This is a genomic window from Streptomyces sp. NPDC048291 (genome assembly GCF_043201715.1).
Classification (GTDB): Bacteria; Actinomycetota; Actinomycetes; order Streptomycetales; family Streptomycetaceae; genus Streptomyces.
This window is the reverse complement of record NZ_JBICZC010000015.1, coordinates 20,930-45,489: the sequence shown is the minus strand read 5'-3', so window position 1 is coordinate 45,489 and position 24,560 is coordinate 20,930. Positions and strand designations below refer to the sequence as shown.

Genomic DNA, 24,560 nt, shown 5'->3' with positions numbered 1-24,560 from the left:
TGGCTTGCCGCGCAGTTCCCCGCGCCCCCGAGGGGGGCGCGGAACGCACCTGCGTCAGACGGGCAGGGCTACGCCCAACCTGGTTGCGTGCTCGCCGAGTTGACTCCACACCTTGGGCGCCACCGGAATGCCCTTCGCCCTCCGTTCCCCGGCCAGGGCCGCGCTGCGCTCCCCCGGATAGAACACCCCCTCCGCGCCCTCCGCGACCGGCAGCCCCTTCAGTGTGGTCAAGGTGTCGTCGACGTTCGCGACGAAGGCCTCCGGGTCGCCGAAAGCCGCCGGGTCCACGGCGACGAGCAGGGCGTTCTGCCGGTGTTCGCGGTCGCCGGCGTGGAAGGGAGCGAAGATCGGGGCCCCGACCAGGACGCTGGTCAGGAGTTCGAAGGCGAGGGACATGCCTGAGCCCTTCGCGCCGCCCAGCGGCAGGGGCATGACCGCCCGTTCCGGGTCGGTCGTAGGGGTGCCGTCCTCCGTCGCCGCGGCCCCCTGCGGCAACGGCGTGCCGTTCGCCCTGGCCTGGCGGATCCTGCCGAGGGCGACGGTGGCGGTGGCCATGTCCAGGAGCAGCGGGGCGTGTTCACGGGCCGGTACGGCGATGGCGAGGGGGCTGGTGGCGACGGCCGCGCCCTGGGCGCCGGTGTAGCCCATGTTGGGCATGCCGGCCACGAACCCGAGTCCGACCAGGCCCTGTTCGGCGATCCGGGACACGTAGTAGCCGATGGCGCCGGTGTGGACGGTGCGGCGGACGCCGACGGAGGCGATGCCGGTCTCGTGGGCCCGTCGTACCGCTTCGTCGGCGGCGGCGGTCAGGGCGACGGGGCCGGGGGCGCGGTCGGCGTCGAGGACGGCGGCGGCCGGGGTCGTCGACTCGATCGTCATCTTCGGGTGCGCGTTGGCGACGCCCTTGGCGAGCAGGTCGAGGTAGGCGGGGACGCGGGCGGTGCCGTGCGAGTCGACGCCGCGCTGCGCGGCCCAGACGAACACGTCGGCGGTGGTGCGGGCGTGCTCGGCGCTCAGGCCGCCCTTTTCGAGCAGGGCGGCGGCGAAGGCGCGCAGGTCGTCGGCGGGCACCAGGATCTTGGCGGGGGTGCTGGACATGGTTGCGGTGTGTCTCCTGGCTAGCGGGTGACTAGGACGTCCACGACGGCGGTCGTGCCCTCGGTCACGGCCTTGAGGGCGCGCTCCAGCGCCGGCCCGAGCGCCTCCGGCGTGTCGACGGTCTCGGTGTGCATGCCGAACGGCTCGGCGAACGCGGCGAGCCGGGGCAGCCGGTGCAGATCGGTGCCGAGCCATTCGCCGGTCTGGGCGGCCGCGCCGTCGGGGTAGAAGCGGCGGTGGTTGAGGTTCATCGACTTGTAGACACGGTTGTTGAACACGACGACCAGCAAGGGCAGTTCGTACGCGTTCGAGGCGTCGTACGAGGGGATCACCGGGTTGTAGGCGAAGGCTCCGTCGCCGATGGTGAGGACCACCGGCCGCTCCTTCGCGGCGAGTTTGACGCCCAGGGCGACCGCGATGCCCTGGCCGAGTCCGCCCTGGACGTAGAAGTAGGAGTCCGGGGCGGCGGTCCGCAGATGGCGCCTGACGACGCGGCTGTGGGTGATGGTCTCGTCGACGACGATCGCGTCCTGTCCGTGCAGCAGCCGGCGCAGGGTGGCGGCGACCAGCACCGGGTCGATCCCCTCGGCCTCGGCCGCCGCCGTCTCCGCCGCCTCGATCGCGGACCGTTCGGCGGTGTGCCGTTCCTGCTGCACCATCCGGCGCACCTCGGCCGTCCGGTCGTCGAGGTCCTTGGCCCGCTTGGTGAGCTGGCGCAGCGTGTTGGTGACGTCGCCCTCCAAGTACGTGTCGGCGAAGAGCACTTGGTAGACCACGTGTGGGCGCTGCGGGACCTCGTCGATGACGACGATCTTCGCCTTGGCAGGGCGGCGCGAGGGCGGGTAGAAGGGGGCGCGGCAGTTGACGAGGAGGATCAGGTCGGCCGTGTCCATCCAGGGCCCGATGTCGCTGCCGGCGTGCAGCGGGTGGGTGCGCGGGAAGTTGCCGCAGACCGCCGAGTCCGGCTCGACGACCGGGATGTGCCAGGCCTCGGCGAAGGCGACCAGGGCCTCGAAGCCGCCCGCCTCGCGCCCCGCCGTCTCGGTGACGATCACGGGGTTGGCCGCCTCCCGGATGAGCCGCGCGACCGGGTCGACCTCCTCCGGCGAGCTGTGCGTGGACCCCGGCGGCACGATGGGTTTGGCCTCGCGGCCGTCCCACTCCTCCAGGAGGATCTCCAGCGGGATGTTCAGGTAGGCCGGTCCGGCCGGGGCCCGCCAGGCCAGTTCCGCCGCCCGGGTGATCATGGTGGGCAGCGTGTGCACGCTGGCGGCCTCGGTGGACCACTTGGTGAACGGCTGGGCGATGCCGTGCGGGCCGCCCACGACCGACAGGTTGCGGTACCACTGGCCGCCCGGGTCGTGGCCGGGGGCGTCGCCGTACGTGGTCGACTCCGAGGAGGCGACCACCATCGGCACGCCGGCCAGCAGCGCGCCGTGCACGGCCATCGAGCCCTGGAGCAGGCCCGGGGCCGCGTGCAGCAGCACGCCCTGCGGGCGGCGCGCGATCAGCCCGTACCCGGTGGCCATGCCGACGGCGACCGTCTCGTGGGTCAGGTCGAGGTACCGGGGGGCGGGTTCGCCGTCGCGGTGGCGGCGGGCCAGTGCCTCCCAGACCGGGGCCCATTCGGAGCCCGAGGAGCAGAAGACGTGGTCGGCGCCCGCGGCGTTGAAGGCGGAGACGACGGCGTCCCCGCCGTCGGTCCGTGGGTTGTTGGTCATCGCCGGTGTTCCCTCAGCCCTCGACCGGCCAGTTCAGGACCTCGGAGATACCGCGGCCCATGATCCATTCAAGCTCCTCGGGCGTGAAGTCCCAGTGCTTGGTGAACTGCTCGATCGTGTCGGTGTAGGTGATGCCGTGGCCGAGCAGCCGGGTGATGTCGGTGCCGTAGAAGCAGCGCTGCGGGCCCATCCTGTCGACCATCTCGCGCACGTACTTCTGGATGTTGTCGTTGGGGAAGGGCTGCGTGGAGTAGCCCGGCAGCGCCGACACCTTGACGTAGATGTTCGGGTGGACGTGCAGGTCGGCGGTCTCCGAGACCCAGTAGCCGATCGCGTCGTCGACGCAGCGGGCCATGATGCCCATGTGGTCGATGATGATCTTCAGTTCGGGGTGCCTGGCGGCGATCTCGCCCAGCTCGCGCTTCCAGATCGGGGCGTGGACCATGGTCGGGATGCGCAGTTCCTCGGCGACCGGCCAGTACCAGTCGTTGGTGCCGTCGATCATCCAGTTCCGGTCCTGCGGCCGGTGGAAGGTGAGCCGGGTGCCCTTCACGTGGGGGTTCTGCGCGAAGTCCCGGAGCATCGCCCTGCCCTCTTCGGGCTTGTTCTGCGGGATGCGGGCCATGATGCCGAACCGGTCCGGGTGGGCCTCGCAGGCCTCCAGGGCGTAGTCGATGCGGTCGCCCTCCCAGGACGGCGGCAGGATCAGCGCCCGGTTCACGCCGGCCTCGTCCATCAGCTCCAGGGCCTCCTCGTAGGAGAAGGGGTCCTCGCGGTGGCCGTTGAGCCGGATCCGCTCCCGGGCGCCGGGCACCCAGGGTCGGTCCGGGGTCTCTTCCTTCCAGATGTGGATCTGCGTGTCGACGACGAACATGGCGCGGACTCTTTCTCTCGGACGGGGGTTCGGGGTGGTGCGCAGGGAACGCTAGGCAAACCGCGGGCTCTTGCGGAGATCCCGGAGCGCAAGCTGTTGTTGCAGGGAAGTGCGCTGTTCGCGGGGCATACGGCCGCCGTCTCAGGCGTCGCCGAAGACGGCCGCGGTGATGTGTTCGGCAATCGCCATGGAGGCGGTGGCGGCCGGCGAGGGGGCGTTGCGGACGGCCGTGATCCGGCCGGCCCGGTGGATGCGGAAGTCGTCGACGAGCGTGCCGTCGCGGTCCAGCGCCTGCGCCCGTACGCCCGCCCCGCCGCGCACCACGTCACGGACGCCGACGCCCGGGACGTACAGCCGGGCGTCCTTCATGAAGGCGGCGGTGGAGAAGGAGCCGCGGTACTCCTTGATGCCGGTACGCCAGTGCCGGGCGGCCATCCGCCAGGCGCCCGGGTAGGCTGCGAGGGCCAGCAGGTCCCGGGGCGAGACCTTGCCGCGCCGGTAGCCCTCCTTGGCGAGGGCGAGGACGGCGTTGGGGCCGACCTCCACCGAGCCGTCGACGCGCGGGGTGAAGTGCACGCCGAGGAAGGGGTAGCGCGGGTCGGGCACCGGGTAGACGAGCCCGCGGACGAGATGGGTCCGGTCCGGCCTGAGCAGCATGTACTCGCCGCGGAAGGGGACGATCCGGGGCTCCTGCCGGTCCCGCGCCAGCCTGGCGACGGAGTCGGACTGGAGTCCGGCACAGAGGATCAGCCGGTCGACGCGGACCCGGTCCGGTCCGGAGGCGGCCTCGATGCCGCCCGGCACGGTGGCGATGGCGGTGACCGGGAAGCCGAGGCGCACCTCGCCGCCCGAGTCCACGACGTCCCCGGCGAACGCGCGGGCGACCGCCGGGTAGTCGGTGATCGCGGTGCGCGGCGAGTGCAGGGCCGCGATGCCGCCGGCGTGCGGTTCGAGTTCCCGGATCTCCGCCTTCGAGATCCGCCGCAGCTCCGGCACGTGGTTGTGCTTCGCCCGCTCGTACAGGTCCGCCATCCGGCCGAGCTCGTCCTCGCGGACCGCGACGACCAGTTTGCCGATCTCGTCGTACGGCAGCCGGCGGTCCTGGCAGTACTCGCGCAGCAGGGACACGCCCCGCACGCACAGGTCGGCCTTGAGGCTGCCCGGCGGGTAGTAGATGCCCGCGTGCACCACGCCGGAGTTGTGGCCGGTCTGGTGCCGGGAGACCTCCTGTTCCTTCTCCAGGACCACGACCCGAGTACCGGGGCGGCGCAGCGCGATCTCGCGGGCCGTGGCCAGGCCCACGATGCCGGCGCCGACCACGCCGACCGTCTCGTCAGCCATGGGCCCGCTCCGGGGCACCGACGTGGAAGGCCACCGTCTTGACGCGCGTGGAGAACCTCAGGACCTCCTCGCCCTGCTCCTTGTAGCCCGTGCCGGAGTCGTGGAAGCCGCCGAACGGCAGATGGACGTCCCAGCCGGTGGTCGTGGTGTTGACGGCGACCTGCCCGCACTCGGCCTCGTCGGCGAAGCGGTACGCGGAGCCGAGGTCACGGGTGAACACGGCGGCGGCGAGCCCGAACCCGGAGTCGTTGACCGCCTCGACGGCAGCGCCGAAGTCACCGACCGCGCGGACGGCGAGGACGGGCCCGAACACCTCCTCCCGCCAGACGGCCAGGTCCGGGGTGATGCCCGCGAGGACGGTGGGTTCCAGGTAGCAGCCGTGGGGCCGTTCGCTGTCCGCCCTGCCTCCGGTGAGCACGGTCGCGCCCTCTTCCACCGCCCTGTTCAGGTCGGCGAGGACGCTGTCGCGCTGCTTCGGGCTGGACAGCGGGCACAGGGTGGTCGCCGGGTCGGTGCCCGGGCCGACGGTCAGCTCCTGTACCTGCGCGACGAGCAGCGCGACGAACTCGTCGTGCACCGGCTGCTCGACGATCACCCGGCTGGTGGCCGTGCAACGCTGTCCGGCCTGGCCGAAGGCGGCGGCCACGACCGCCTTCGCGGCGGCCGGCAGATCCGCGTCGCGCAGCACCACCGAGGCGTTCTTGCCACCGAGTTCGCCCTGGAAGCGGACGTTGCGGTCGGCGAGACGGCGCCGGATGCGGTTGCCCACGGCGTTGGAGCCGGTGAAGGTGATGCCGGCGATCCGGGGGTCGTCGAGGAGGGCCTCCTCGATCTCGGCGGTCCGGCCGGTGACGACGTTCAGGACCCCGGCGGGCAGGCCCGCGTCGTGCAGGGCCCGGGCGAAGTGGAGCCCTGCCAGGGGTGTCTCGCCGGCCGGCTTGAACACGGCAGCGTTGCCGGTGGCGAGCAGCGGGGCGAGCTTGCGGGCCGGGGTGATCAGCGGATCGTTCCAGGGGCTGATCACCAGGAGCACGCCGATCGGCTCGCGCTGGGTGTGCGTACGGTGGTGCGGGCGTGCGTCGTGCAGGAGGGTGCCGTAGCCCTGGCGGGCGAGGCCGGCGTAGTACTCCAGGAAGTCGGCGGCCTTCAGCGTCTCGCCGGCCGCCTCGGCCCGGGTCTTGCCGTTCTCGGCGGTGACGTCGGCGGCGATCTCCCCGGCCCGCTCCCGGATCAGCCGGGCCGCCTCGGTGAGGACCCGGGCGCGTTCGAAGGGGCTGGTGCGCCTCCAGGCGGCGAAGCCGCGCTCGGCGTGGTCGTAGGCCCGGGTGACGTCCTTGGCGGAGAGGGCCGGGACACGGGCGAAGGGGGTGCGGACGTCGGCGGGGTCGTGGACGTCGATCCATTCGCCGGTGCTCACCCACTCCCCGCCGAGGAGGGTTTCCAGAGTGCGCATGGAGATCACTTCCTTTGTCGTCCGCGCTGCCGCCCGTGCGGGCCGTCTGCGACAACACACCATGTGGGAGGGGGTCCACCAGCCCCGCGGGGGCAGGCATAGATTGCGCTGCGCGCGAGCCGTGGGGCGCATGATCCATGCTGGAATCGGGCGGACCGGACACGTTCCGAGAAACGTTCTGAGGAGAAGACGGATGGCATACACAGTCGTCGCCCGCTACCGCTGCGCGCCCGCCGACGCCGCCGCGGTGCGCGCCGCGCTGCTGAAGGCGCGGGAGGCCACGCGGACGGAGCCGGCGAACCTGATGTACGACGTGCACGTGGTGGAGGGTGAGCCGGGTGGGTTTCTGCTGTACGAGCGGTACGTGGACCGGGAGGGGTTCGAGGCGCACAAGGCGGCCGAGCACTTCAAGGAGGTCGTCGTGGGGGTGGTGTGGCCGTTGCTCACCGAGCGCACGGTGACCTTCGCCGAGGTGATCTAGCGACTGCCGGGCTGGTGCCGGTGGAAAGGGCGCGGGTGGAGTGTGGTTGCTCGCGCAGTTCCCCGCGCCCCTTTCTTTTAGGGGCGCGGGGAACTGCGCGACCGGCCACGACGGACCCGCGGGCGAGAACGCTCAGAACTCGTTGCCCCAGCAGTACCGGGCGATGGTCTCGACCAACACGAGCTTCTTGAGCTGACCGTCGGCTCCCAGGAGCGGTCGGCTCGCCACGTCGGCGAAGCCCCGCGAAGGGGAAACGGCGCCGTCCTCCAGGTCCTTGAACTCACCGACCGCGTCGATACGGGACATGACGGCGTCGATGTCCTCCAGCTCCGGCACCGTCGCGTCGACCACCCCCAGGCAGAAGTCCCGGTCCTCCGGAAGCGCCCTGACGAGGTCGAGTTCGGCCCGGGTGCCCTGGTCGAACGGGAGGATCCAGCGGTCGGCGCCGATGCCGGCGTACAGCCGCTCGGCGCGCGCAAGGTCCACCTCGGCCGGTGCCGACCAGCCGGGGGCGAAGCCGATGCGGACGCCCTCCGGTCGCTCGTCCAGTCGTACCGAAAGGGCGTCCACGGCCAGCGCGTCCGCGAACGGCAGGGCGCCGGGATCGGCCGGGTCGGGGCTCGACTGGGCCAGCAGGAGCGGGTTGTCGAGCTGGATCAGGCGCACGCCCGCCGACACCAGCAGCTCGATCTCGGCGCGCACGATCTCCGCGAGGGCCTCGCCCAGCTCCCGGGCCGAGGAGACGCCGAGGCCCGGCCGGAAGGTGGTGGCCGCCAGGTACGCCGGGGAGGGCAGGGTGGCCTTCGGGGCGATCACCGTCAGGCCGGCGAGCTGGGCGGCCCGGTGGGCGAGCAGCGGGCCGTCGGCCTTGGGCAGGGATTCGGCGACCCAGCGGACCAGGCCGTCGGGGCCCGTCTCGTCGGTACGGCGGAAGCCGGACACGCCGTCGAGGACGGCGCTCCGGAAGTCCTCGCGGGGGTAGTCGCCGTCGGTGACGACGGTGGAGCGCAGCTTGCGCTGGTAGGCGACCGCCTCCCGGACCGCCGCGTCGACGGCCTCGGGGTCGGCGGTGGACAGGCCCGCCGGGCGGACCAGGCTGCCGTGGTGGTCGATGCGGTAGTTGAACGTGTCCGCCATGGTGTCAGTCCCTTCCGCCGGAGCCGGTGACGCCCCACGCGGCGAACTCCAGCTCGTAGCCGAGCGCCTTCAGGACCTCCTCGGCGATCCGCTGGTCCTCGTCCGCGGTACCGCCGGCGATGCCGAGCCCGCCGATGATCTCGCCGTCCTTCTTGATGGTGACGCTGCCCTCGGCGGCCATGATGGGGAGGGCGGCGCCGGGGAGCTGGGAGAGCTGGGCGAAGAAGACGGGCTGGCTCTCCTGCCACTTCTTCAGCATCGGGCCCGGGCGCTGCATGACGGCCGCGGTGTAGGCCTTGGCGCGGGCGATGTCGGGGGTGAGCGGGCGGGCGCCGTCGGGGCGGCGGATGGCGATCGGGAAGCCGCCGGCGTCCACGACGGCGACGCTCACCGCCTTGCCGATCTCCTGGGCGCGCTGGTGGGCGGCGCCGATGATCTCCTCGGCGGCGGCCAGGGTGAGGCTGGTCATGCTGCTTCCTTCGGTGCGGTGAGGGTGCGGCGGAGCCGGGCGACGGCGGCGTTGTACCGCTCGGGCGCCTCCCAGTACATGGAGTGCGGGGCGTCCGGGACGATCTCCAGGTGGGAGCCGGGCAGCAGTTCGTGGGCGCGGGTGACGGTCTTCACGCCGAGGACGGCGTCCTTCTCCCCGGCGAGGAAGGCGACCCGCACGCCGGAGGCCCGGATCTCGTCCAGGGTGGGGCCGTCGGTGTCGAGGTTGCGCAGGTCCTGCATCCTGGCCACGTTGAACGTGCCCATCTGCTGGAAGAGGAAGGTCAGGTCGGCCCGCTCCTGCTGGAATGACTTGGTCAACAGCCGGTCGATGACCGGGAGCTTCACGGCCTCCGCGCGGTCGGCGGCGGCCAGTTCCCTGAGCTCGGGGTGGCTGATGCCGCCGAGGGAGTGGCCGAGGACGACCGAGGAGACCCGTTCGGGTCGGAGCAGGCCGGCGCGCAGGGCGGCGACGGAGCCGATGGACTGGCCGACCAGCATGGCGTCGGCGAGGTCCTCCCGGTCGAGGACGGCGACGACGTCACCGGGGAAGTCCTGGCCGTCGAATTCCGCCATGGACGAGTCGGACCCGCCGAAGCCGCGCAGGTCGACGGTGAGGACCGTGAACTCCTCGCGCAGTGCGGCCACTTGCTGCCACCAGGCGGCGTGGTGGCCGCCGCTGCCGTGTACGAACAGGATCGCCGGGCCGCTGCCGTGGCGCTCGTAGTAGATGGAGGTGCCGTCGGAGTCGGCGATGGGCATGGGGTGAACTCCCGTACGGATGCGCTTAGTTGGGGCGACGGCTGTGGTGGACGAGCTCGATCATGGTGTGGTCGGGGTCGTGGATGTAGCAGAACTTCGACTGGTTCTCGGGGCGTTCGATGGTCCGGGTGTGCCGGATGCCCAGCTCCTCGAGGTGGGCGAGGAAGTCGTCCCAGTCGTCGACCTCGACGGCGAAGTGGTAGGGCGCCATGCGCTCCATCTCCTCGACGGGAGTGAAGTGCAGGTCGAAGTTGCCCCGGGTCATCAGCACCACGCGGGTGTTGGACTTCGGCATGATGCGCTTCATCCCGAAGACCTTGGTGTACCAGGCCGCGGTGCGGTCGGGGTCGGTGGTGGGGAAGTTGACGTGATGGATGTAGCGGGGTTCCGCGGTCATGAGTGGTTGCCTTCCAGGTGTACGGGGTTGGACAGCGCGCCGATGCCGCTGATCGCGACCTCGACGGTGTCGCCGGGGTCGATCCGGCACGTCGACTCGGCGCCCATCCACAGCACGTCACCGGGGTGCAGGGTGATGTGCCGGGTGATCTCGACGATGAAGTCGAAGGGGTCGAAGACCATGTCCCCGGTCGGGAACGCGGCGCGCACCTCGCCGTTGACGCTCAAGGTGGTCGTCTGGGCCAGCGCGTCGACCTCGGTCTCGATCCACGGCCCCATCGGCTTGAAGGTGTCGCTGTTCTTGCTGCGCCACAGCGTGCGGTCCTGGTGCTGCCAGGTGCGGGCGCTGACGTCGTTGCCGATGGTCCAGCCGAAGACCGACTTCCGGGCGTCGTCGTACGTCGCGTGCCGGACCGTACGGCCGACGACGGCGACGAGTTCGGGTTCGGCCTCGAAGCGTCCGGTCACCTCGGCCGGCCTGACGATCGGCGAACGGTGGCCGGTGAGCGCGTTGTTGGCGCGGTAGCCGACCTCGGGGCGCTCGGGTGTCGCGGCCCCGGCGTGTGCGATGTGCCGGGGGTAGTTGTAGCCGACGGCGTAGAACACGCCCGGGACCACGGGCGGCAGCCAGGTGGCGTCGGCGACCGGGATCGTGCCGAGGACGTCGGGCTCGCCCTCCAGCGGCGACCCGGAGAGGAGTTCGATACGGGACTCCCCCACCTGGCCCCAGACCGCCCGTCCCTCCACCGAGACTCGCGCGTACCTCATGGCGTCAGCAGGTGGGAGACGCGCTTGGTGACCAGGTAGGCGTCCAGTGCCTCCGGTCCGCCCTCCCGGCCGTACCCGCTCTCCTTGACCCCGCCCGAGGGCGCCTCGTGGACCGAGCCGCCGCAGTGGTTGATCGAGAGGATGCCGGCCTCCAGCCCGTCCGAGAGTCTCTCGGCGGTGGCGGCCGACCTGGTGAACCCGTAGGCGGCCAGGCCGTACGGCAGGGAGTTGGCGGTGGCCAGGGCGTCGTCGAGGTCACCGAAGGGCACGATCGGAGCGAGCGGCCCGAACGGCTCCTCGCCGAGCACGTCCGCGTCGGCCGGCACGTCGGTGAGGACGGTCGGGGCGAAGAAGTAGCCGGGGCGGTCGAGCCGTTCGCCGCCGGTGCGGATCGTGGCGCCCCTGCGCACCGCGTCCGCCGCCAGCCGCTCCACCGACCGCAGCCGCCGTTCGTTCGCGAGGGGGCCCATCGTGGTGCCCTGCGTCAGCCCGTCGCCGACGACCACCGCCTCGGCGGCCTTCACGAACTCGGCGGTGAAGTCCTCGGCCAGGGACTCGTGGACCAGGAAGCGGCTGGGCGAGGTGCACACCTGGCCCGCGTTGAAGAACTTGGCCTGGGCGGCGCGGCGGGCGGCCTGTCCGGGGTCGGCGTCGGCGCAGACGATCACCGGGGCGTGGCCGCCGAGCTCCATCAGGGTGGGCTTCATGACCTTGCCCGCCTCGGCGGCGAGGAGCTTGCCGACGGGCACCGAGCCGGTGAAGGCGATCATGCGGGTGACCGGGGAGGCGATGAGGTGGGCGGAGACCTCGGCGGGCTCGCCGAAGACGAGGTTGAGCACTCCGGCGGGCAGTCCGGCGTCCGCGTAGCACTCGACCAGGGCGGCGGCCGTGGCCGGGGTCTCCTCGGCGGCCTTGATGATCAGCGAGCAGCCCGACGCCAGGGCCGAGGAGATCTTGCGGTTGGGTCCGCCGACGGGGAAGTTCCAGGGCACGAAGGCGGCGACGGGGCCGACGGGTTCGCGCCGGACGGTGAGGATCGTGCCGGGCGCGGAGGGCACGATACGGCCGTACGCGCGCCGGGCGTCCTCGGTGTGCCAGCGCAGGGTGTCGGCCGTGCGCCTGGCCTCGCCCGTCGACTCGGCCAGGGTCTTGCCCTGCTCCAGGGTCATCACGCGGCCGATGCCGGCGGCGCGTTCGGCGATGAGGTCGGCGGCCCGGCCGAGGACGGCGGAGCGCCGGGCGATCGACGTCGCGCGCCACACCTTGAACCCGTGCTCGGCGGCTTCGAGTGCGCGGTCGAGGTCGGCGGGGGTGGCGAGGGGGACCTCGCCGATCGTCTCCCCGGTGGCGGGGTTGACGACGGGGGCGGTCCGTCCGGAGCCGCCCTGGCACCACTCGCCCGCTATGTACATGCGGACGGCGGGATAGCCGTGGTCGGTGGTCATGAAGGGGTGCCCTCTCAGGTTCGGGACCGGGTTCAGGACGCGGTGGGGGCTTCCTGGTCGCGGTTGGTGCGCAGGGCCCAGATGTGGTGCGGCGGGGTCGTCTCGTGGACCCGGGTGCCGTACGTGTCGTCGGCGCGGTCCATGTCGGCCGCGTACTCGACCCGGCCGCCGCACGGGGCGTGCAGGAAGCGGAAGACGTTGGAGCCGATGGTGTGCCGGCCGAGCCTGCGGGCCTCCCGCCAGCCGCGCTCGATCATGTGGTTGCCGCCCTCGATCACGTCGTCGAAGCCGGGCACCTCGTAGGCGATGTGGTTGACACCCGCCCGGTCGGGGCGGTGGCACAGCAGCATGGTGTGCTGGTCGTCGTCGCCGGGTGCCTGCATGAAGACGCCCATCGGTTCGACCACGTCGGTGGGGCGGAACCCGAGCCGGTCGACGTAGAAGCCGACGGCCGCCTCCCGGCCCTCCTGCGGGATGTTCAGGGCGACATGGCACATGCGCAGCGGGCGGACCCGGGTGATCGGTTCCAGGGCGGTGTTCCAGCGGGTGACGCTGCCGAGGGTGTTGGCGGGGCGGGGCGTGACCGGGGCGGGCGTCGGGCGGGCCAGGGTGAGGCCGACGCCGAAGCCGGTCTCGTCGACGGTGTGGTGGACGCCGTCGGCGCTCTCGCGGACGGCGCGGTCCCGGCCCGCCACTGCCACCAGCCGCGCCAGTTCCTCCGGTGTGTCGATGCCCCAGACGACCTCGCGCAGTGTCGGCCCGTCCTCGACGGGGGCCGGCAGCAGCGGCGACGGCAGGGAGTCGAGGTGCAGGGTCTGGCCGGTACGGGTCTCGAACACCGCGTGCTCGTCGGTCCGTTCCAGCATCGACAGCCCGAAGTCGTCGAAGAACCGGACGCATTCGGCGAGGTGGTCGACGCCGTAGGTGACCGATTCGATTCTCTGGATTCCCATGGATTCCTCGTTTCCGGGTCGCCTCGCGAGCGTAGATTTCGGCCGCCGAGGGCCTCAATGGCGTGAGTGGTACGGAATGCGCAAGCGTTTCTTGCGGCTTGCGCTACGACCGGATCGTGGGAATCGGGTTCTGCGCGAACCAGCCGGCGAGGAAGTCCAGGAAGACGCTGATCTTGCGCGGGGTGTCCTGTCCGGGTCCGTAGATCGCGTACAGCGGGCGGTCGGGTACGGCGAGGTCGGGCAGCAGCACCTGGAGGGCGCCGGAGACCAGGTCGTCGTAGGCCGGGCGCTGGGGCAGCAGGGCGATGCCGCGGCCGTGCACCGCCGCCTTCTGCAGGGCGATGTAGGAGTTGGACGAGAACGCGATGTTGCGGATCTTGTGCAGGGTGCTGGCGTGCCCGTGGCCGATCCGCCAGACCGGGTCGTTGAGGTGGACCAGGCAGTCGTGTCCTGCCAGGTCGTTGGGGTGGGCGAGCGTGCCGCACCGCTCGATGTACTCGGCGGAGGCGCACAGCACGAACGGCAGCGAGGCGATCTTCTTCAGCCGGACGCTGGAGTCCCTGAGGTCCCGGGTGTGGAAGGCGACGTCGAATCCGCTGTCCAGGAAGTCGTAGGTACGGTCCGACATCCCGCCGAGCTCGAACCTGACCTGGATCTTCGGGTGCGTCGCCGAGAACGCGGCGATGGCGTCCCCGAGATCCAGGCTGCCGATCCACTTGGGGCAGATGACGCTGAGGGTGCCCTCGGGCCGGTCGTGGAGCTGGGCGATGCCGGCGTCCTCGGCCTCGATCTCGTCGAGAATGCGGGCGGCGAACTCGGCGTAGCGCCGGCCCGGTTCGGTGAGGCTGACGGAGCGGGCGGTGCGGTTGACCAGGCGTACGCCGATCTGCCGCTCCAGTTCCGCCACGTGCCGGGACACCAGGGAGCCGGACGAGCCGAGTTTCTTCGCGGCCCCGCTGAAGCTGCCGACCTGGGCGACGGTCACGAAGCTGTGCATGAGGAGCAAGCGGTCCATTTTTTTCCTCCGAACGCGCGTGCGGCTCGCTCGCGCCGGTCACCCACACAAATCGAATGTCGGCAATTCTGTCAACGCTTGTGCGCTTAAAAGATCGGCTGCGTTTCTCATGGTCAGGCGGTGGACGGGGCCTCTGACGGGGTGATCCGGCGGTAGCCGCGGACGTCCGGGAACGGGGGCTCCCGGTCGGCCTGGAGGTCCACCTGGAAGGTGTTGAGGCACATTCCGAGCATGGTGAAGTTGCCGAGCGCGCCGATCGTGTCGACCAGCCCCCTGGGGCCGAAGTGCGCCAGGGCGCGGGCGAAGGTCGCGTCGGTGACGAAGTGCTCGTCCAGGACCTCCCGGCAGAACTGGTAGAAGGCCTGGTCGGTCTCGTCGTCGAAGACCGCCGCGCGCTTCTCGGCGATGGCCTGGACGGCCGCTTCCGGGATGCCGGCCTCGATCGCCTGGCGGACGTGGGCGTTCCAGGAGTACTGGGCGTCCCAGTTGCGGGCGGCCATCAGGAGGGTCAGTTCGCGCAGGTGCTCGGGGAGGCTGCAGTCGAAGCGGGCGAAGGCGCCGAGGGACTCCGCGCGTTCGCACATCTCCGGGCTGTGCAGCCAGACCCGGAACGGGCCGCGGACGGCGCCGCGGCGGCCCGCGATCCGGGCGGCCAGCTCCTGCTGGCGGGGGTCCATGTCGTCTTCGCTGAGCACGGGGAGCCTCATGGGGCCGGTACCTGCCTTCTCTCTCCGGCGGCCGTGGATGGCCGGGTGAGGACGCTACCGCCGCCCCACGGCCGGTCACACCTCGCGGAGCGCAAGGTAAAACTGCACGCCAGGGGGCACTCGTCGGCGCCCGCGCGGCCTAGCGTCGGTCGGCGTACCGGGTACGCCACAGTGGAGAGGAACCCCCGGATGACCACGATCATCAAGGCCGCGTCCGTGCCCCTGCTCGACCGGGGCGGCGCGGTCGCGACGACACCGCTGATCACCACGCCGTCCGCGGGCGGTGAGAACCTCCTCACGAGCGGGATCAGCGTCTACCCGGTGGGCTCCGGGGCGCCGTTGCACTCGCACAACTGCGACGAGCACGTGACCGTCCTGGAGGGTGAGGCGGAGGTGTGGGTGGACGGCGAGGCGACCCGGCTGGCCCGGTTCGACACCACCTACGTCCCGTCCCCCGTCCCGCACCTGTTCCGCAACGTCGGCGACATCCCGCTGCGGATCCTGTGGGTCTACTCGTCGGGCTACGTCACGCGGACCTTCACGGCCACGGGGAAGACGGTCGAGCACCTGTCGGCCGCGGACCGGATGGGCTGAACCGGCGGCGGCCTGGGACGTCCCAGGCGTCCCAGGGCACGCGGGGACGACATGGTGACGGTTCGGCACGGAAACGCTCCGAGTCGTGATCACCCTTCGTGGTCACCGGCACGACAGCACGGAGGTTTCCATGTCCCGTCGGATCCTGAAGAACGGCCTGCTGGCCACGGTCGCGGTGTTCGCGTTCCTGCCCACGGCCGGGGCCGCCACCGCGAGCGCCGCCATCCCGGTCCCCGCGCCCCAGGGAATCGTGCAGTACTACAACTACACCACCCTGCCCGCGCCGGCCGGCCACCGTCTCCACGCCCGGCACTACACCTACCGGACCGTGGGCCGGGTGACCACGCACCGCGTCCGCCTCAACGTCCGCTCGGGCCCGAGCACCCGCTACCGCGTGGTGAGCCACCGGCACAGCAACCGGCTCGTCCCGCTGACCTGCAAGGCGTACGGCGGCTCGGTGCGCGGCAACCACACCTGGTACCGGCTCCCGCACCACAAGGGCTACGTCTCCGCGCACTACGTCCGGGTCGGCCACGCCGTCCCGTGGTGCTGACAGGCCGTCATCGCCGCATTCCCTGACCGCGAAGGCCTGTTCGGGAACCCGAGTTCCCGAACAGGCCTTCGGCATGCACCCCCCGATTCACCGTCTTCACACCTGTTCGCCGATTGCGCGCCCGGTCCGGATGGGAAGCCATTCCGACAACAGGGGCGAAACGCCCATAGCGTAATGAAGTCGAGGCACGCAACATGCCGCACCCCGAAGGAGCGCGAACCACCCCATCGGACGAGTCACCGGCGGCGAGGCTGCGCGAGCTGAAGGAGCGTACGGGACTGAGCCTCGCGGCGCTGGCCGCCCGCACCCCGTACAGCAAGTCCGCCTGGCACCGCTATCTCTCCGGCGACAAACGCCCGCCGCGCGCGGCCGTGGAGGCCCTGGCCCGGCTGGCGGGCGCCGATCCGGCCGCAGTCCTGGCGCTGTGCGAGGCCCCCGAGGGGCCGCCGGTCGCCGAGGCGCCCCCGGCCGGGCGGCCGGCGAGGCGGTGGTGGCGGCTGCCGCTGACCGCGCTCGCCCTGCTCGCCGCGGCCGGGGTGACGGCGGCGGCGGCCGTGACCGTCTCGGACCGGCGGGGCACCCCGGGCGTCCAGCCGGTGTCGGCGGCGCCGCGCTGTCACGGCCGGTCCTGCCAGGGCGAGTTGCCGGACGCGTCGGCGTGCGACCGGGACGCGCGGACCAAGAGCCGCGTCACCGGTGTCGCCTACGACGTCCGGCTGCGCTGGTCCCCCGCCTGCGGCACCGCCTGGTCCGAGGTGCGGCTGCACACCCCGCTCGCGCGCGAGGTCTCGGTCCGGGCCGGGGAGGACGTGCTCTCGGCGAGCTATCCCGCCGAGGACTCCGTCGGCTACACCAGCCCGATGCTCGCGGTGCCGGCCCCCCGGGGTGTGGAGGCGTGCGCCGAGGTGGCGGGACAGCTGGCCTGCACGGGACTGGAGGCGGAGCCCACCGGAGAACCGTAGGAAGGCGCCGCGCCCGTGGAAGGAGCGCGGCGCCGGACCGGCCCCGGGGGGGACCGGTCAGTGGGCGGCGACCAGCTTCTCCCGGTCGGCGTCGGCCTGCGGCTGCCGGGCCGAGCGCAGGGCGGCGATGCCGATGAACACCATCGAGGAGACGCCGGCCAGAGCGAAGGCGGTGAAGCCCCAGTCGCCGTTGCCGGCGGCGAGCAGCTGGCCGCCGAGCCACGGGCCGAAGACCGCGCCGAAGCGGCCCATGCCGGAGGTCCAGCCGACGGCCGTGGCGCGGTTGTCCGGGGTGGAGCGGATGGAGACCGTCGCGTAGATCATCGTCTGGGCGCTGTTCAGGAAGACGCCGGTGAGGAAGACGACCAGGGTGGTCACGCCCATCGGCATATGGACGCTGAGCAGGTAGACGCCGACGGCGGTGAGGGCGAACCAGACCGCCGCGATGCGCGGGGCGCCGAACCGGTCGGCGGCGCGGCCCGCGACCAGCATGCCCACGATGCCGCCGAGGTTGAAGACGACGACGAAGGTGAGGGCGTTGGCGAGTTCGTAACCCTCGGTGCGCATCAGGGTCGGCAGCCAGGTCGCGACGCCGTAGACCAGGAGCAGCCCGCCGAAGGAGGCCAGCCAGTACAGCAGGGTCTGCAGCCACTCGCCGCCGCGGAACAGAGTGAGCAGCGCGTCCCAGCGGTCGGCGGCGGTCTTCCTGGCGGCCGCGGCGGGCAGTTCGACCTCGTAGCGGTCGGCCAGGGCGGTGGCCTCCTCGGTGCGGCCCTTGGCGACCAGGAAGCTCAGCGACTCGGGGAGGAGCTTCAGCAGGACGGGGACGAAGAGCAGCGGGAGCACGCAGACCCAGAAGGCGGAGCGCCAGCCGAAGGGGTCGACCAGCCACTTGGCGACGTAGGCGGAGAGGATGCCGCCCGCGTGGTGGGCGGTCATCAGCACGCCGATGGTGATCGCGATCCGGCCGCCCTTGGCGTAGTCGGAGACCATGCTGATCGCGGTCGGCAGCAGCCCGCCGAGGCCGACGCCGGCCAGGGTGCGGCCGAGGCCGAAGACCGCGAGGCTCCCGGAGACCGCGCAGATGCCGGAGGCGAGCGAGAACAGCGTGACGCAGGCGACCATCAGCTGCTTGCGGCCGATCCGGTCGGCGACCGTGCCCGCGGTCAGGGCACCCACCAGCATGCCGAAGGTGGCGTAGGAGCCGAGGTCGCCGGCCTTGTCCGGGGTGATGCCGAAGGTCTTCGTCTCCAGCAGGTGGGGCAGCACCGAGCCGTAGATGAACATGTCGAGGCCGTCGAAGAGCACGGCCAGCCAGCACAGGCCGACGACCAGCAGGGCCAGTCTGCTGCCGCGCGCGGACAGGGCGGTTGAGGAGGACATCTTTGTTTTCCTCTCGTCCAGGATGCGTTCCCTGGAGGGGAAGCGGTAGAGGGGGTCTAGGCGGCTCGTGCGGCTGACCCGTGGTGCGTAGACGCTAAGGATCGACGGGCAAAAACGTCAACACTTTTGTCAACAATCACAGCAACAATCAGGATGTGCGCAGGTGGGCAGGGGCAGCAGGGGGGGGGGGGGGGGGGGGGGGGGGGGGCGCCGCCCCCCCCCCCCCCCCCCCCGCCCCCCCCCCCCCCTGCTGCCTGCCGTGCCCGGTTCAGCCGACCGGTGGTGTCCCGTGGGTGTGGAAGGACTCGATCGTCTTCAGACCCCAGGCCTGGCCCTTGGCGCGTTCGGCCTCGGTCCAGGTGACCAGCGGCCAGTCGGGGGCGAGCACCAGCCGGGTGAGCGGGTTGCACAGCTCGATGCGGTTGCCGCCCGGCTCGTAGACGTACAGGAAGAACGTCTGCTGGATGGCGTGCTTGTGCGGGCCGGTCTCGATGAACACGCCGGTGTCGATGGCGAGGTCGGCCGCGCGCAGGATGTCCTCGCGGGTGTCGGTGGCGAAGGCGATGTGGTGCAGCCGCCCGGTCGAACCGGTCCAGTCGGACGTGTAGACGACGTCGTACGACTTGTGGGTGAAGGTCAGCCAGCGGGCCGCGATCGTCCCGTTGTCCAGGCGGACCTGCTCGGTGGACCGGGCGCCGAGGACCTGTTCCTGGAACTCGGCGTTGGCGAGCACGTCGGCGGCGAGGAAGTTGACGTGGTCCAGGCGGCGCACGCCGACGCCGCGGTTGGGCTTGGCCTGCGGCTGGTTCTTCAGCGCGGGCCTCAGCTCGTCGGGGGCCCGGTAGTGCTCGCTCTCCCAGTAGAGGGCGTGCTCGTGGCCGTCGGGGTCGGTGGTGACGTAGAGCTTGCCGAGGCCGGGCTCGTCCTCCACCCAGTGGCCGGTGCCGCCCGCGTCCTCGACCGCCTTGACCCGGCGGTTCAGGGCCTCCTCGCTCGAGGTACGCAGCGCGAGCCGGCCGAGGCCGGGCCGGTCGCGGGCGGTGAGGACCAGGCTGTGGTGCTCGTAGTCGTCGTACGTGCGCAGGCAGACGGTGTCGCCGTCCTGGCCGTTGACGGTCAGTCCGAGGTAGTCGGTGAAGAAGGCGACGCTGGCGTCCAGGTCCGGGGTGAACAGCTGGGCGTGGCCGACATGGGCGATGTCACCGAGGGGCGGAGCCATCGTTGCCTCCTTGAGGTCGTACGGAAAGGGCGGCGGCGCGCGGGAAGACGGTGCCGTCGAAGATCTTGCGGGCGGTGCGGACGACCGCGGTGCGGCGGACGGCCGGCGGGGAGCCGTCGGAGCCCGGGGCGACGCTGGTGTCGATCTCCAGGAATCCGGTGGGGTGTTCGACGCGGATCCGGTCGCCGTGGTCCGGGAGCCGGGCGATCCCCTCCCCCACCCCGCCGGGCAGCCGCAGGCCGGCGGCCACGCTGGCGGCGCCGAGGACGCCGATCGAGGTGTGGCAGCGGACCGGGATGAAGGTCCGGGTGGCGACCGCGCCGCCGTTGCGGGGCGGGGCGAGCAGGCTGAGCTTGGGCACGGTGGCGGTCTCGACGTCCCCGAGGCCCATCAGCTTCCCCGCCGCCAGCCGGATCTCGTGCAGGCGGTCGGCGAGGGCCAGGTTCTCCTCCAGGTCCTTGGGCGTCTCGTAGCCGGTGACACCGAGGGCGCCCGCCGCGATGAGCACGGTCGGCATGCCGTTGTCCACGCAGGTCACCGCCGTGCCCGCGACGGTGTCACGGACGTTGCCCGTGGGCAGCAGCGGGCTCCCGGCGGCCGGGAACTCGATCACCACCGGGGCGGCCGTGCCGGGCACCCCGGAGATCACCGCGTCCCCGGTGTAGTCGACGCGCCCGTCCGGGGTCGGGAAGGTCGCGACGGCCGACTCCCCGGTGTTGAGCATCCGGATCCGTACGGAGGTCTCGCCGTCACCGGCGGCCACGAGCCCCCGCTCCACGGCGAACGGCCCGACCCCGGCGAGGATGTTCCCGCAGTTCTGGCGGTCGGTCACCTCCGGCCGGTCGACGGCGACCTGGAGGAAGAGGTAGTCGACGTCCGCCGCCGGGTCGTCCGACACCGAGACGACCGCCGCCTTGCTGGTGAGCGGGTGCGCCCCGCCCAGGCCGTCGATCTGCCGCGGGTCGGGGCTGCCCATCACCCGCAGCAGCAGGTCGTCCCGGGCGGCGGGGTCGGCGGGCAGGTCCCCGGCCAGGAAGTACGCGCCCTTGGAGGTGCCGCCGCGCATCAGCATGCAGCGCACCTCCGCAGGCCCGGTCATTTGCCGTGCTCCGCGTACTCCTCGTACGTCTGGTACTCGACGCCGAGCCGCTGAAGGGTCTCCCGCAGTCCGTAGCGGTCGAGGCCGAGCTGGCCGTCGATGAAGGCGGCGCGGGTCGCGGCCTCCTTGGCCTCACGGGCCGCGGACTTCTCGACGGTCTCCCGGACCCGCTCGCGCGGTACGACCACGACACCGTCGTCGTCCGCGAGGATCGCGTCACCGGGGTGGATCACCTGGCCGTCGATGGCGATCGGCACGTTGACCGAGCCGCCGGTGGCCTTGACCGTGCCCTGCGAGGAGACCGCCCGGGACCAGGCGGCGAAGCCCATGTCCCGCAGCTCCTGGGTGTCGCGGATGCCGGTGCCCAGGACGACCCCGCGCACCCCGCGCTGCTTCAGCGCGATCGCGAACAGCTCGCCGAACAGCCCGTCCGTGCACGGCGAGGTGGTGGTGACGACCAGGATGTCGCCCTCGCCGCACTGCTCGACGGCCGCGTGGATCATGAGGTTGTCGCCGGGCCAGCTGAGCACGGTGACGGCGGTGCCCGCGACCCGCACGCCCTGCTGGACGGGACGGATCCCCGGGCCCAGCAGCCCGGTCCGGCCCATCGCCTCGCTCACGGTGGCGACACCGAAGCCGGCCAGGGCGTCGACGTCCTTCAGCTCCGCCTTCGGCGGGTCGGTGACGATCACGCCGCTCATGCCAGCTCCTTCGCGATCTGCGGGAACGGCCGCATGAACGCCTCGGCCATGGTGTTGTGCGCCAGGCCCAGGTTGGGGCCGGCGTTCCGCTTGAGCTGGACGCCCCGGCGTACGGCGAGGTCGGTGTAGTAGGCCCACAGGTGCTGCTGGGCGCCGAGGCACTCCATCGCCTTGCGCTTGGTCTCCCAGACCTCGGTGATGTCGAGGAGGACCTCGGGCCGGAAGCCGCTCATCTCGGGCTGGTGCGGCTCGAAGTAGAAGACCGGCGGGGCGCCGATGATGTCGCCCTCGCCCGGGTAGCCGATAGCCTGGGCGAGGATGCGCGCCTCCAGGGCCATCCGGTTGGCGGCCGGGTGGTCGCCGTTGTAGGGGTCCTCGACCGGGTGGGTGAGCACGGCGTCGGGCTGGGTCTCGCGGTAGACGGCGACCAGTTGGTCGGTCAGCTCGGCGGAGGCGACCAGCGGGTAGTCGCCCGCGTCGAAGAAGCGGACCTCGGCGCCGAGGGCGGCGGCGGCCTTCTCCGCCTCCTCCCGGCGTATCGCCTTGATCTCCGCCAGGTTCCTGCCCTCGCGCCACGCCTTGGCGGACTCCCCGCGTTCGCCGAAGGTCAGACAGGCGATGGTGACCTTCTCGCCCCGGGACGCGGCCAGGGCGATGGCTCCGCCCGCCCGCCACACGAAGTCCCCGGCGTGCGCGGTGACGACCAGGGTGGATCGCGGTGGAGTGGTGGCCGGCGCGTTGGCGTGCGTCATTGAAGAACTCTCCTTGGTGGACAGGTGTGCGCCCACCCGGCCCCGGGCGTGCTCAGTCGCGCAGTGCTTCGATCACGCTCGTGAGGTGGGCGCGGACGGCCGCCTCGGCCGCCTGCGGGTCCCTGGCCCTGATCGTCTCGATCATCGCCAGGTGCTCGCTCAGGGAGTGCTGCGGACGCCCCGGGCGAAGCGCCAGCTGGAAGCGGTGCCGCACCAGTTGGGCGTTGAGCCGCTCCAGCAGTTCCACTGCGGTCTGCTGGCCGGAGATCACCCGGATCCTGGCGTGGAGTTCCTGGTTGAGCTCGGAGTAGGTGACCGGTTCGCCGTCGGCGACGGCCTTGGTCATCGCCGTACCGAGGTCCGCGAGGTCGGCGAGCTGCTCGTCGCTGGCCGCGACGGCCGCCTTGGCGGCGCAGAGTCCCTCCAGGACCATGCGGCACTCCGTGATGGCGACCGCTTCCTCCACGGTCACCACCCGGACCCGCGAACCGCGGTTGCGGATCCGCTCGACCAGTCCCTGTGCCTCCAGATCGATCAGTGCCGCACGGATACTGGCCCGCGTCACACCGAACTCCTCGGCGAGTTCGTTCTCCACCAGCCGCTGGGCCGGGGCCATCTCGCCGTGCAGGATCGCCTGCCGCAACAGCGTGAACGCATGCTGCTTGGCCTGCTCTCCGGTGCTCGGACGGGCTTCCTTCGGCATTGCGCCCTCCCTGAGTGAGTGCCTGTCGAACGTAAATCTAGCCAAACAAGATTGTCAACAATTTTGTCTGCCGTATTGCCGCCGCAATCCGCGTACGGGTTCCGGCGGACGCGCGCTCAGCCGGTGCGGTACAGCTCGCTGAGCAGTTCGAGAACCGCCTGCTGGGCGGGGTGCGGATCGTCCCGCCACCAGGCCAGCCGGACGGCGACCGGTTCGGCGTCCCGCACCGGCCGGTAGACGATGCCGGGCCGCGGATACTGGTTGGCGGTCGACTCCGCGGTCACGCCGATGCCGCGTCCGGCGGCGATCTCGGTGAGCCAGTCGTCGACGTCGCGGATCTCCTCGACGGCGGGGCGCGCGTCGGGCGGCCACAGCTCGGGAGTGGTGGTGCCGGTGCGCCGGTCGACGAGCAGGATCCGGCCGCCGATGTCGGCGAGCCGCACGGAGCGGCGCCGGGCCAGCGGATCATCGGCGGCCAGAGCGCACAGCCGCCGTTCCAGCCCCACGATGGCCGAGTCGAACCGCCGGTCCTCCAGCGGCCGCCGCACGACGGCGAGATCGCAGGCCCCCTCGCCGAGCCCGGCGAACGCCGAGTTCACCCGGATCAGATGCAGGTCGATCCCGGGGTGCGCCGCGTGCCACCTCCGCTGGAAGGCCACCGTGTGCCGGCCCACCGCCGACCAGGCGTAGCCGATCCGCAGCCGGGTGTGCCCGGAACCGGCCTCCTGGACCAGGTCGGCGACGTCCCCGAGCACCCGCCGGGCCCGCTCCACCACCCGCAGCCCGGTCGCCGTCGGCGTCACCTCGCGCGAGGTGCGCCGCAACAGCCGCACGCCGAGAGCCCGTTCCAGCCCCGCCAGGGTCCTGGAGACGGCCGCCTGGGACACCCCCAGGGCGATCGCCGCGTCGGTGAAGGTGCCCTCGTCGACGATGGCGACGAGACAGCGCAGCTGCCGCAGCTCGACCTCATCCATACGTACAGCGTATAGATCCGGAAGCACATGCATTTTGCGCATGAGCCGACCGGGCGGACTCTGCTGTCATGCGACGAACCCTCGAACGCCCGGCCGTCTCCCCGGCGCGGCCGGCCGGCGTGGCCACCATGTTCGGCAGCGGCCTGTCCAACCAGACCGGCGCGGCCATCGGCTCCCTGGCCTTCCCGGTCCTCGGCCCGCTGGGAGTGGTGGCGGTACGGCAGTACGTCGCCGCCCTCGTCCTGGTCGCCGTCGGCCGCCCCCGCCTGCGTGAGTTCACCTGGCGGCAGTGGTGGCCGGTGCTGCTGCTGGCGGTGGTCTTCGGCACGATGAACCTGACCCTGTACACCGCGATCGACCGCATCGGCCTCGGTCTGGCGGTCACCCTGGAGTTCCTGGGCCCGCTGAGCATCGCACTGGCGGCATCCCGCCGGCGGCTGGACGCGGGGTGCGCGCTCCTGGCCGCCGCCGGAGTGGTCGTCCTCATGCGCCCCCGGCCCTCGACCGACTACCCGGGCATGGCCCTGGGCCTCATAGCCGCCTGCTGCTGGGCCTCGTACATCCTCCTCAACCGCCTCGTCGGCCACCGCATCCCGGGCGCCCAGGGCTCGGCGGCGGCCGCGTCCGTATCGGCGCTGACCTTCCTGCCGATCGGAGCCTTCGTGGCGCTACGGCACCCGCCGACGGCCTGGGCGATCCTCTGCGCCGTGGCCGCCGGCGTCCTCTCCTCGGCCGTCCCCTACCTGGCCGACCTCCTCACCCTCCGCAAGGTCCCGGCCCAGACCTTCGGCCTCTTCATGAGCGTCAACCCGGTCCTGGCGGCGGTGGTGGGGTGGGTGGTGCTGGGGCAGGGGCTGGGGGTGCCGGAGTGTGCGGGGATCGGGGCGGTGGTCGCGGCCAACGCGGTCAGCCTCTCAAGGAAGCCCGGCTGAGGTGCGCCCTCCAGGGGCGCGGGGAACTGCGCGACCAGCCCCGACCGG

Annotated in this window: 26 protein-coding genes; 5 read left to right on the top strand and 21 right to left on the bottom strand. The window is 71.9% G+C overall.

Going from position 1 to position 24,560, the window contains the following annotated elements:
- Nucleotides 1-54 precede the first annotated feature (54 nt).
- From ACGF5O_RS36605 to ACGF5O_RS36585, 5 genes are all read right to left on the bottom strand, one after another.
- On the bottom strand, nt 55-1,098 hold the full coding sequence (locus ACGF5O_RS36605; protein ID WP_393814227.1) for an Ldh family oxidoreductase: 1,044 nt from the start codon (nt 1,096-1,098) through the stop codon (nt 55-57).
- 20 nt (nt 1,099-1,118) lie between these two features.
- On the bottom strand, nt 1,119-2,819 hold the full coding sequence (locus ACGF5O_RS36600; RefSeq protein WP_393814226.1) for a thiamine pyrophosphate-dependent enzyme: 1,701 nt from the start codon (nt 2,817-2,819) through the stop codon (nt 1,119-1,121).
- 13 nt (nt 2,820-2,832) lie between these two features.
- Nucleotides 2,833-3,693, bottom strand: a complete 861-nt coding sequence (locus ACGF5O_RS36595) for an amidohydrolase family protein (RefSeq protein ID WP_393814225.1) — start codon at nt 3,691-3,693, stop codon at nt 2,833-2,835.
- 141 nt (nt 3,694-3,834) lie between these two features.
- Nucleotides 3,835-5,034 carry an L-2-hydroxyglutarate oxidase gene (gene lhgO / locus ACGF5O_RS36590; RefSeq protein WP_393814224.1) on the bottom strand — a complete coding sequence of 400 codons (1,200 nt, stop codon included), beginning with the start codon at nt 5,032-5,034 and terminating at the stop codon, nt 3,835-3,837.
- Nucleotides 5,027-6,487 carry an aldehyde dehydrogenase family protein gene (locus tag ACGF5O_RS36585; protein ID WP_393814223.1) on the bottom strand — a complete coding sequence of 487 codons (1,461 nt, stop codon included), beginning with the start codon at nt 6,485-6,487 and terminating at the stop codon, nt 5,027-5,029. The genes lhgO and ACGF5O_RS36585 overlap by 8 nt, the downstream gene beginning before the upstream one ends.
- A 193-nt stretch (nt 6,488-6,680) precedes the next feature.
- Between ACGF5O_RS36585 and ACGF5O_RS36580 the strand changes: the two genes are divergently transcribed.
- A complete protein-coding gene (locus ACGF5O_RS36580) occupies nt 6,681-6,968 on the top strand; it encodes a putative quinol monooxygenase (RefSeq protein WP_393814222.1) in 288 nt (95 codons plus the stop codon).
- Nucleotides 6,969-7,100: 132 nt separating this feature from the next.
- On the opposite strand, the gene ACGF5O_RS36575 is transcribed toward ACGF5O_RS36580, so the two are convergent.
- The 9 genes from ACGF5O_RS36575 to ACGF5O_RS36535 form a co-directional block, all read right to left on the bottom strand.
- Entirely contained in the window at nt 7,101-8,105 is a 1,005-nt protein-coding gene (locus ACGF5O_RS36575) for a methionine synthase II (cobalamin-independent)-like protein (RefSeq protein WP_393814221.1), read from the bottom strand.
- Nucleotides 8,106-8,109: 4 nt separating this feature from the next.
- Entirely contained in the window at nt 8,110-8,574 is a 465-nt protein-coding gene (locus ACGF5O_RS36570; protein ID WP_393814220.1) for a heme-binding protein, read from the bottom strand.
- Nucleotides 8,571-9,356, bottom strand: coding sequence for an alpha/beta fold hydrolase (locus ACGF5O_RS36565; protein ID WP_393814219.1), 786 nt, complete (start codon nt 9,354-9,356; stop codon nt 8,571-8,573). The genes ACGF5O_RS36570 and ACGF5O_RS36565 overlap by 4 nt, the downstream gene beginning before the upstream one ends.
- Before the next feature lie 25 nt (nt 9,357-9,381).
- Nucleotides 9,382-9,753 (bottom strand): VOC family protein, encoded by a 372-nt coding sequence (locus ACGF5O_RS36560; RefSeq protein WP_393814218.1) that lies wholly within the window; start codon nt 9,751-9,753, stop codon nt 9,382-9,384.
- Complete coding sequence (locus ACGF5O_RS36555) at nt 9,750-10,520, bottom strand: fumarylacetoacetate hydrolase family protein (protein WP_393814217.1); 771 nt, start codon at nt 10,518-10,520, stop codon at nt 9,750-9,752. Before ACGF5O_RS36555 ends, ACGF5O_RS36560 begins: the two co-directional genes overlap by 4 nt.
- Nucleotides 10,517-11,965 (bottom strand): NAD-dependent succinate-semialdehyde dehydrogenase, encoded by a 1,449-nt coding sequence (locus ACGF5O_RS36550; RefSeq protein ID WP_393814216.1) that lies wholly within the window; start codon nt 11,963-11,965, stop codon nt 10,517-10,519. Before ACGF5O_RS36550 ends, ACGF5O_RS36555 begins: the two co-directional genes overlap by 4 nt.
- 32 nt (nt 11,966-11,997) lie before the next feature.
- On the bottom strand, nt 11,998-12,918 hold the full coding sequence (locus tag ACGF5O_RS36545; protein WP_393814215.1) for a VOC family protein: 921 nt from the start codon (nt 12,916-12,918) through the stop codon (nt 11,998-12,000).
- Between the two features lie 103 nt (nt 12,919-13,021).
- Complete coding sequence (locus tag ACGF5O_RS36540; protein ID WP_393814214.1) at nt 13,022-13,933, bottom strand: LysR family transcriptional regulator; 912 nt, start codon at nt 13,931-13,933, stop codon at nt 13,022-13,024.
- 113 nt (nt 13,934-14,046) lie between these two features.
- Nucleotides 14,047-14,610, bottom strand: a complete 564-nt coding sequence (locus tag ACGF5O_RS36535; protein WP_393814459.1) for a carboxymuconolactone decarboxylase family protein — start codon at nt 14,608-14,610, stop codon at nt 14,047-14,049.
- A gap of 219 nt (nt 14,611-14,829) precedes the next feature.
- Between ACGF5O_RS36535 and ACGF5O_RS36530 the strand changes: the two genes are divergently transcribed.
- The 3 genes from ACGF5O_RS36530 to ACGF5O_RS36520 all read left to right on the top strand — a co-directional run bounded on the left by ACGF5O_RS36530 (nt 14,830) and on the right by ACGF5O_RS36520 (nt 16,749).
- Nucleotides 14,830-15,234, top strand: coding sequence for a cupin domain-containing protein (locus tag ACGF5O_RS36530; RefSeq protein ID WP_393814213.1), 405 nt, complete (start codon nt 14,830-14,832; stop codon nt 15,232-15,234).
- A 130-nt stretch (nt 15,235-15,364) separates the two neighbouring features.
- On the top strand, nt 15,365-15,787 hold the full coding sequence (locus tag ACGF5O_RS36525) for an SH3 domain-containing protein (RefSeq protein ID WP_393814212.1): 423 nt from the start codon (nt 15,365-15,367) through the stop codon (nt 15,785-15,787).
- 194 nt (nt 15,788-15,981) lie between these two features.
- Nucleotides 15,982-16,749 carry a DUF2690 domain-containing protein gene (locus ACGF5O_RS36520; protein ID WP_393814211.1) on the top strand — a complete coding sequence of 256 codons (768 nt, stop codon included), beginning with the start codon at nt 15,982-15,984 and terminating at the stop codon, nt 16,747-16,749.
- 57 nt (nt 16,750-16,806) lie between these two features.
- Here ACGF5O_RS36520 and ACGF5O_RS36515 read toward each other — a convergent pair whose 3' ends face one another.
- The 7 genes from ACGF5O_RS36515 to ACGF5O_RS36485 all read right to left on the bottom strand — a co-directional run bounded on the left by ACGF5O_RS36515 (nt 16,807) and on the right by ACGF5O_RS36485 (nt 23,580).
- Nucleotides 16,807-18,132: an MFS transporter gene (locus ACGF5O_RS36515; RefSeq protein WP_393814210.1), complete on the bottom strand. Its 1,326-nt coding sequence runs from the start codon at nt 18,130-18,132 to the stop codon at nt 16,807-16,809.
- Between the two features lie 268 nt (nt 18,133-18,400).
- Nucleotides 18,401-19,351, bottom strand: coding sequence for a VOC family protein (locus ACGF5O_RS36510; protein ID WP_393814209.1), 951 nt, complete (start codon nt 19,349-19,351; stop codon nt 18,401-18,403).
- A complete protein-coding gene (locus tag ACGF5O_RS36505; protein WP_393814208.1) occupies nt 19,332-20,450 on the bottom strand; it encodes a 4-oxalomesaconate tautomerase in 1,119 nt (372 codons plus the stop codon). Before ACGF5O_RS36505 ends, ACGF5O_RS36510 begins: the two co-directional genes overlap by 20 nt.
- Nucleotides 20,447-21,151, bottom strand: a complete 705-nt coding sequence (locus ACGF5O_RS36500) for a 4-carboxy-4-hydroxy-2-oxoadipate aldolase/oxaloacetate decarboxylase (RefSeq protein WP_393814207.1) — start codon at nt 21,149-21,151, stop codon at nt 20,447-20,449. Before ACGF5O_RS36500 ends, ACGF5O_RS36505 begins: the two co-directional genes overlap by 4 nt.
- Nucleotides 21,148-21,903 (bottom strand): PIG-L deacetylase family protein, encoded by a 756-nt coding sequence (locus tag ACGF5O_RS36495; RefSeq protein ID WP_393814206.1) that lies wholly within the window; start codon nt 21,901-21,903, stop codon nt 21,148-21,150. Before ACGF5O_RS36495 ends, ACGF5O_RS36500 begins: the two co-directional genes overlap by 4 nt.
- Before the next feature lie 52 nt (nt 21,904-21,955).
- The gene (locus tag ACGF5O_RS36490; protein WP_393814205.1) at nt 21,956-22,606 is read right to left on the bottom strand and encodes a GntR family transcriptional regulator; all 651 of its coding nucleotides are present in this window, start codon (nt 22,604-22,606) and stop codon (nt 21,956-21,958) included.
- A gap of 116 nt (nt 22,607-22,722) precedes the next feature.
- Complete coding sequence (locus ACGF5O_RS36485) at nt 22,723-23,580, bottom strand: LysR family transcriptional regulator (RefSeq protein WP_393814204.1); 858 nt, start codon at nt 23,578-23,580, stop codon at nt 22,723-22,725.
- A 68-nt stretch (nt 23,581-23,648) separates the two neighbouring features.
- Between ACGF5O_RS36485 and ACGF5O_RS36480 the strand changes: the two genes are divergently transcribed.
- Nucleotides 23,649-24,512 carry a DMT family transporter gene (locus ACGF5O_RS36480; RefSeq protein WP_393814203.1) on the top strand — a complete coding sequence of 288 codons (864 nt, stop codon included), beginning with the start codon at nt 23,649-23,651 and terminating at the stop codon, nt 24,510-24,512.
- The last annotated feature ends 48 nt before the right edge of the window (nt 24,513-24,560 follow it).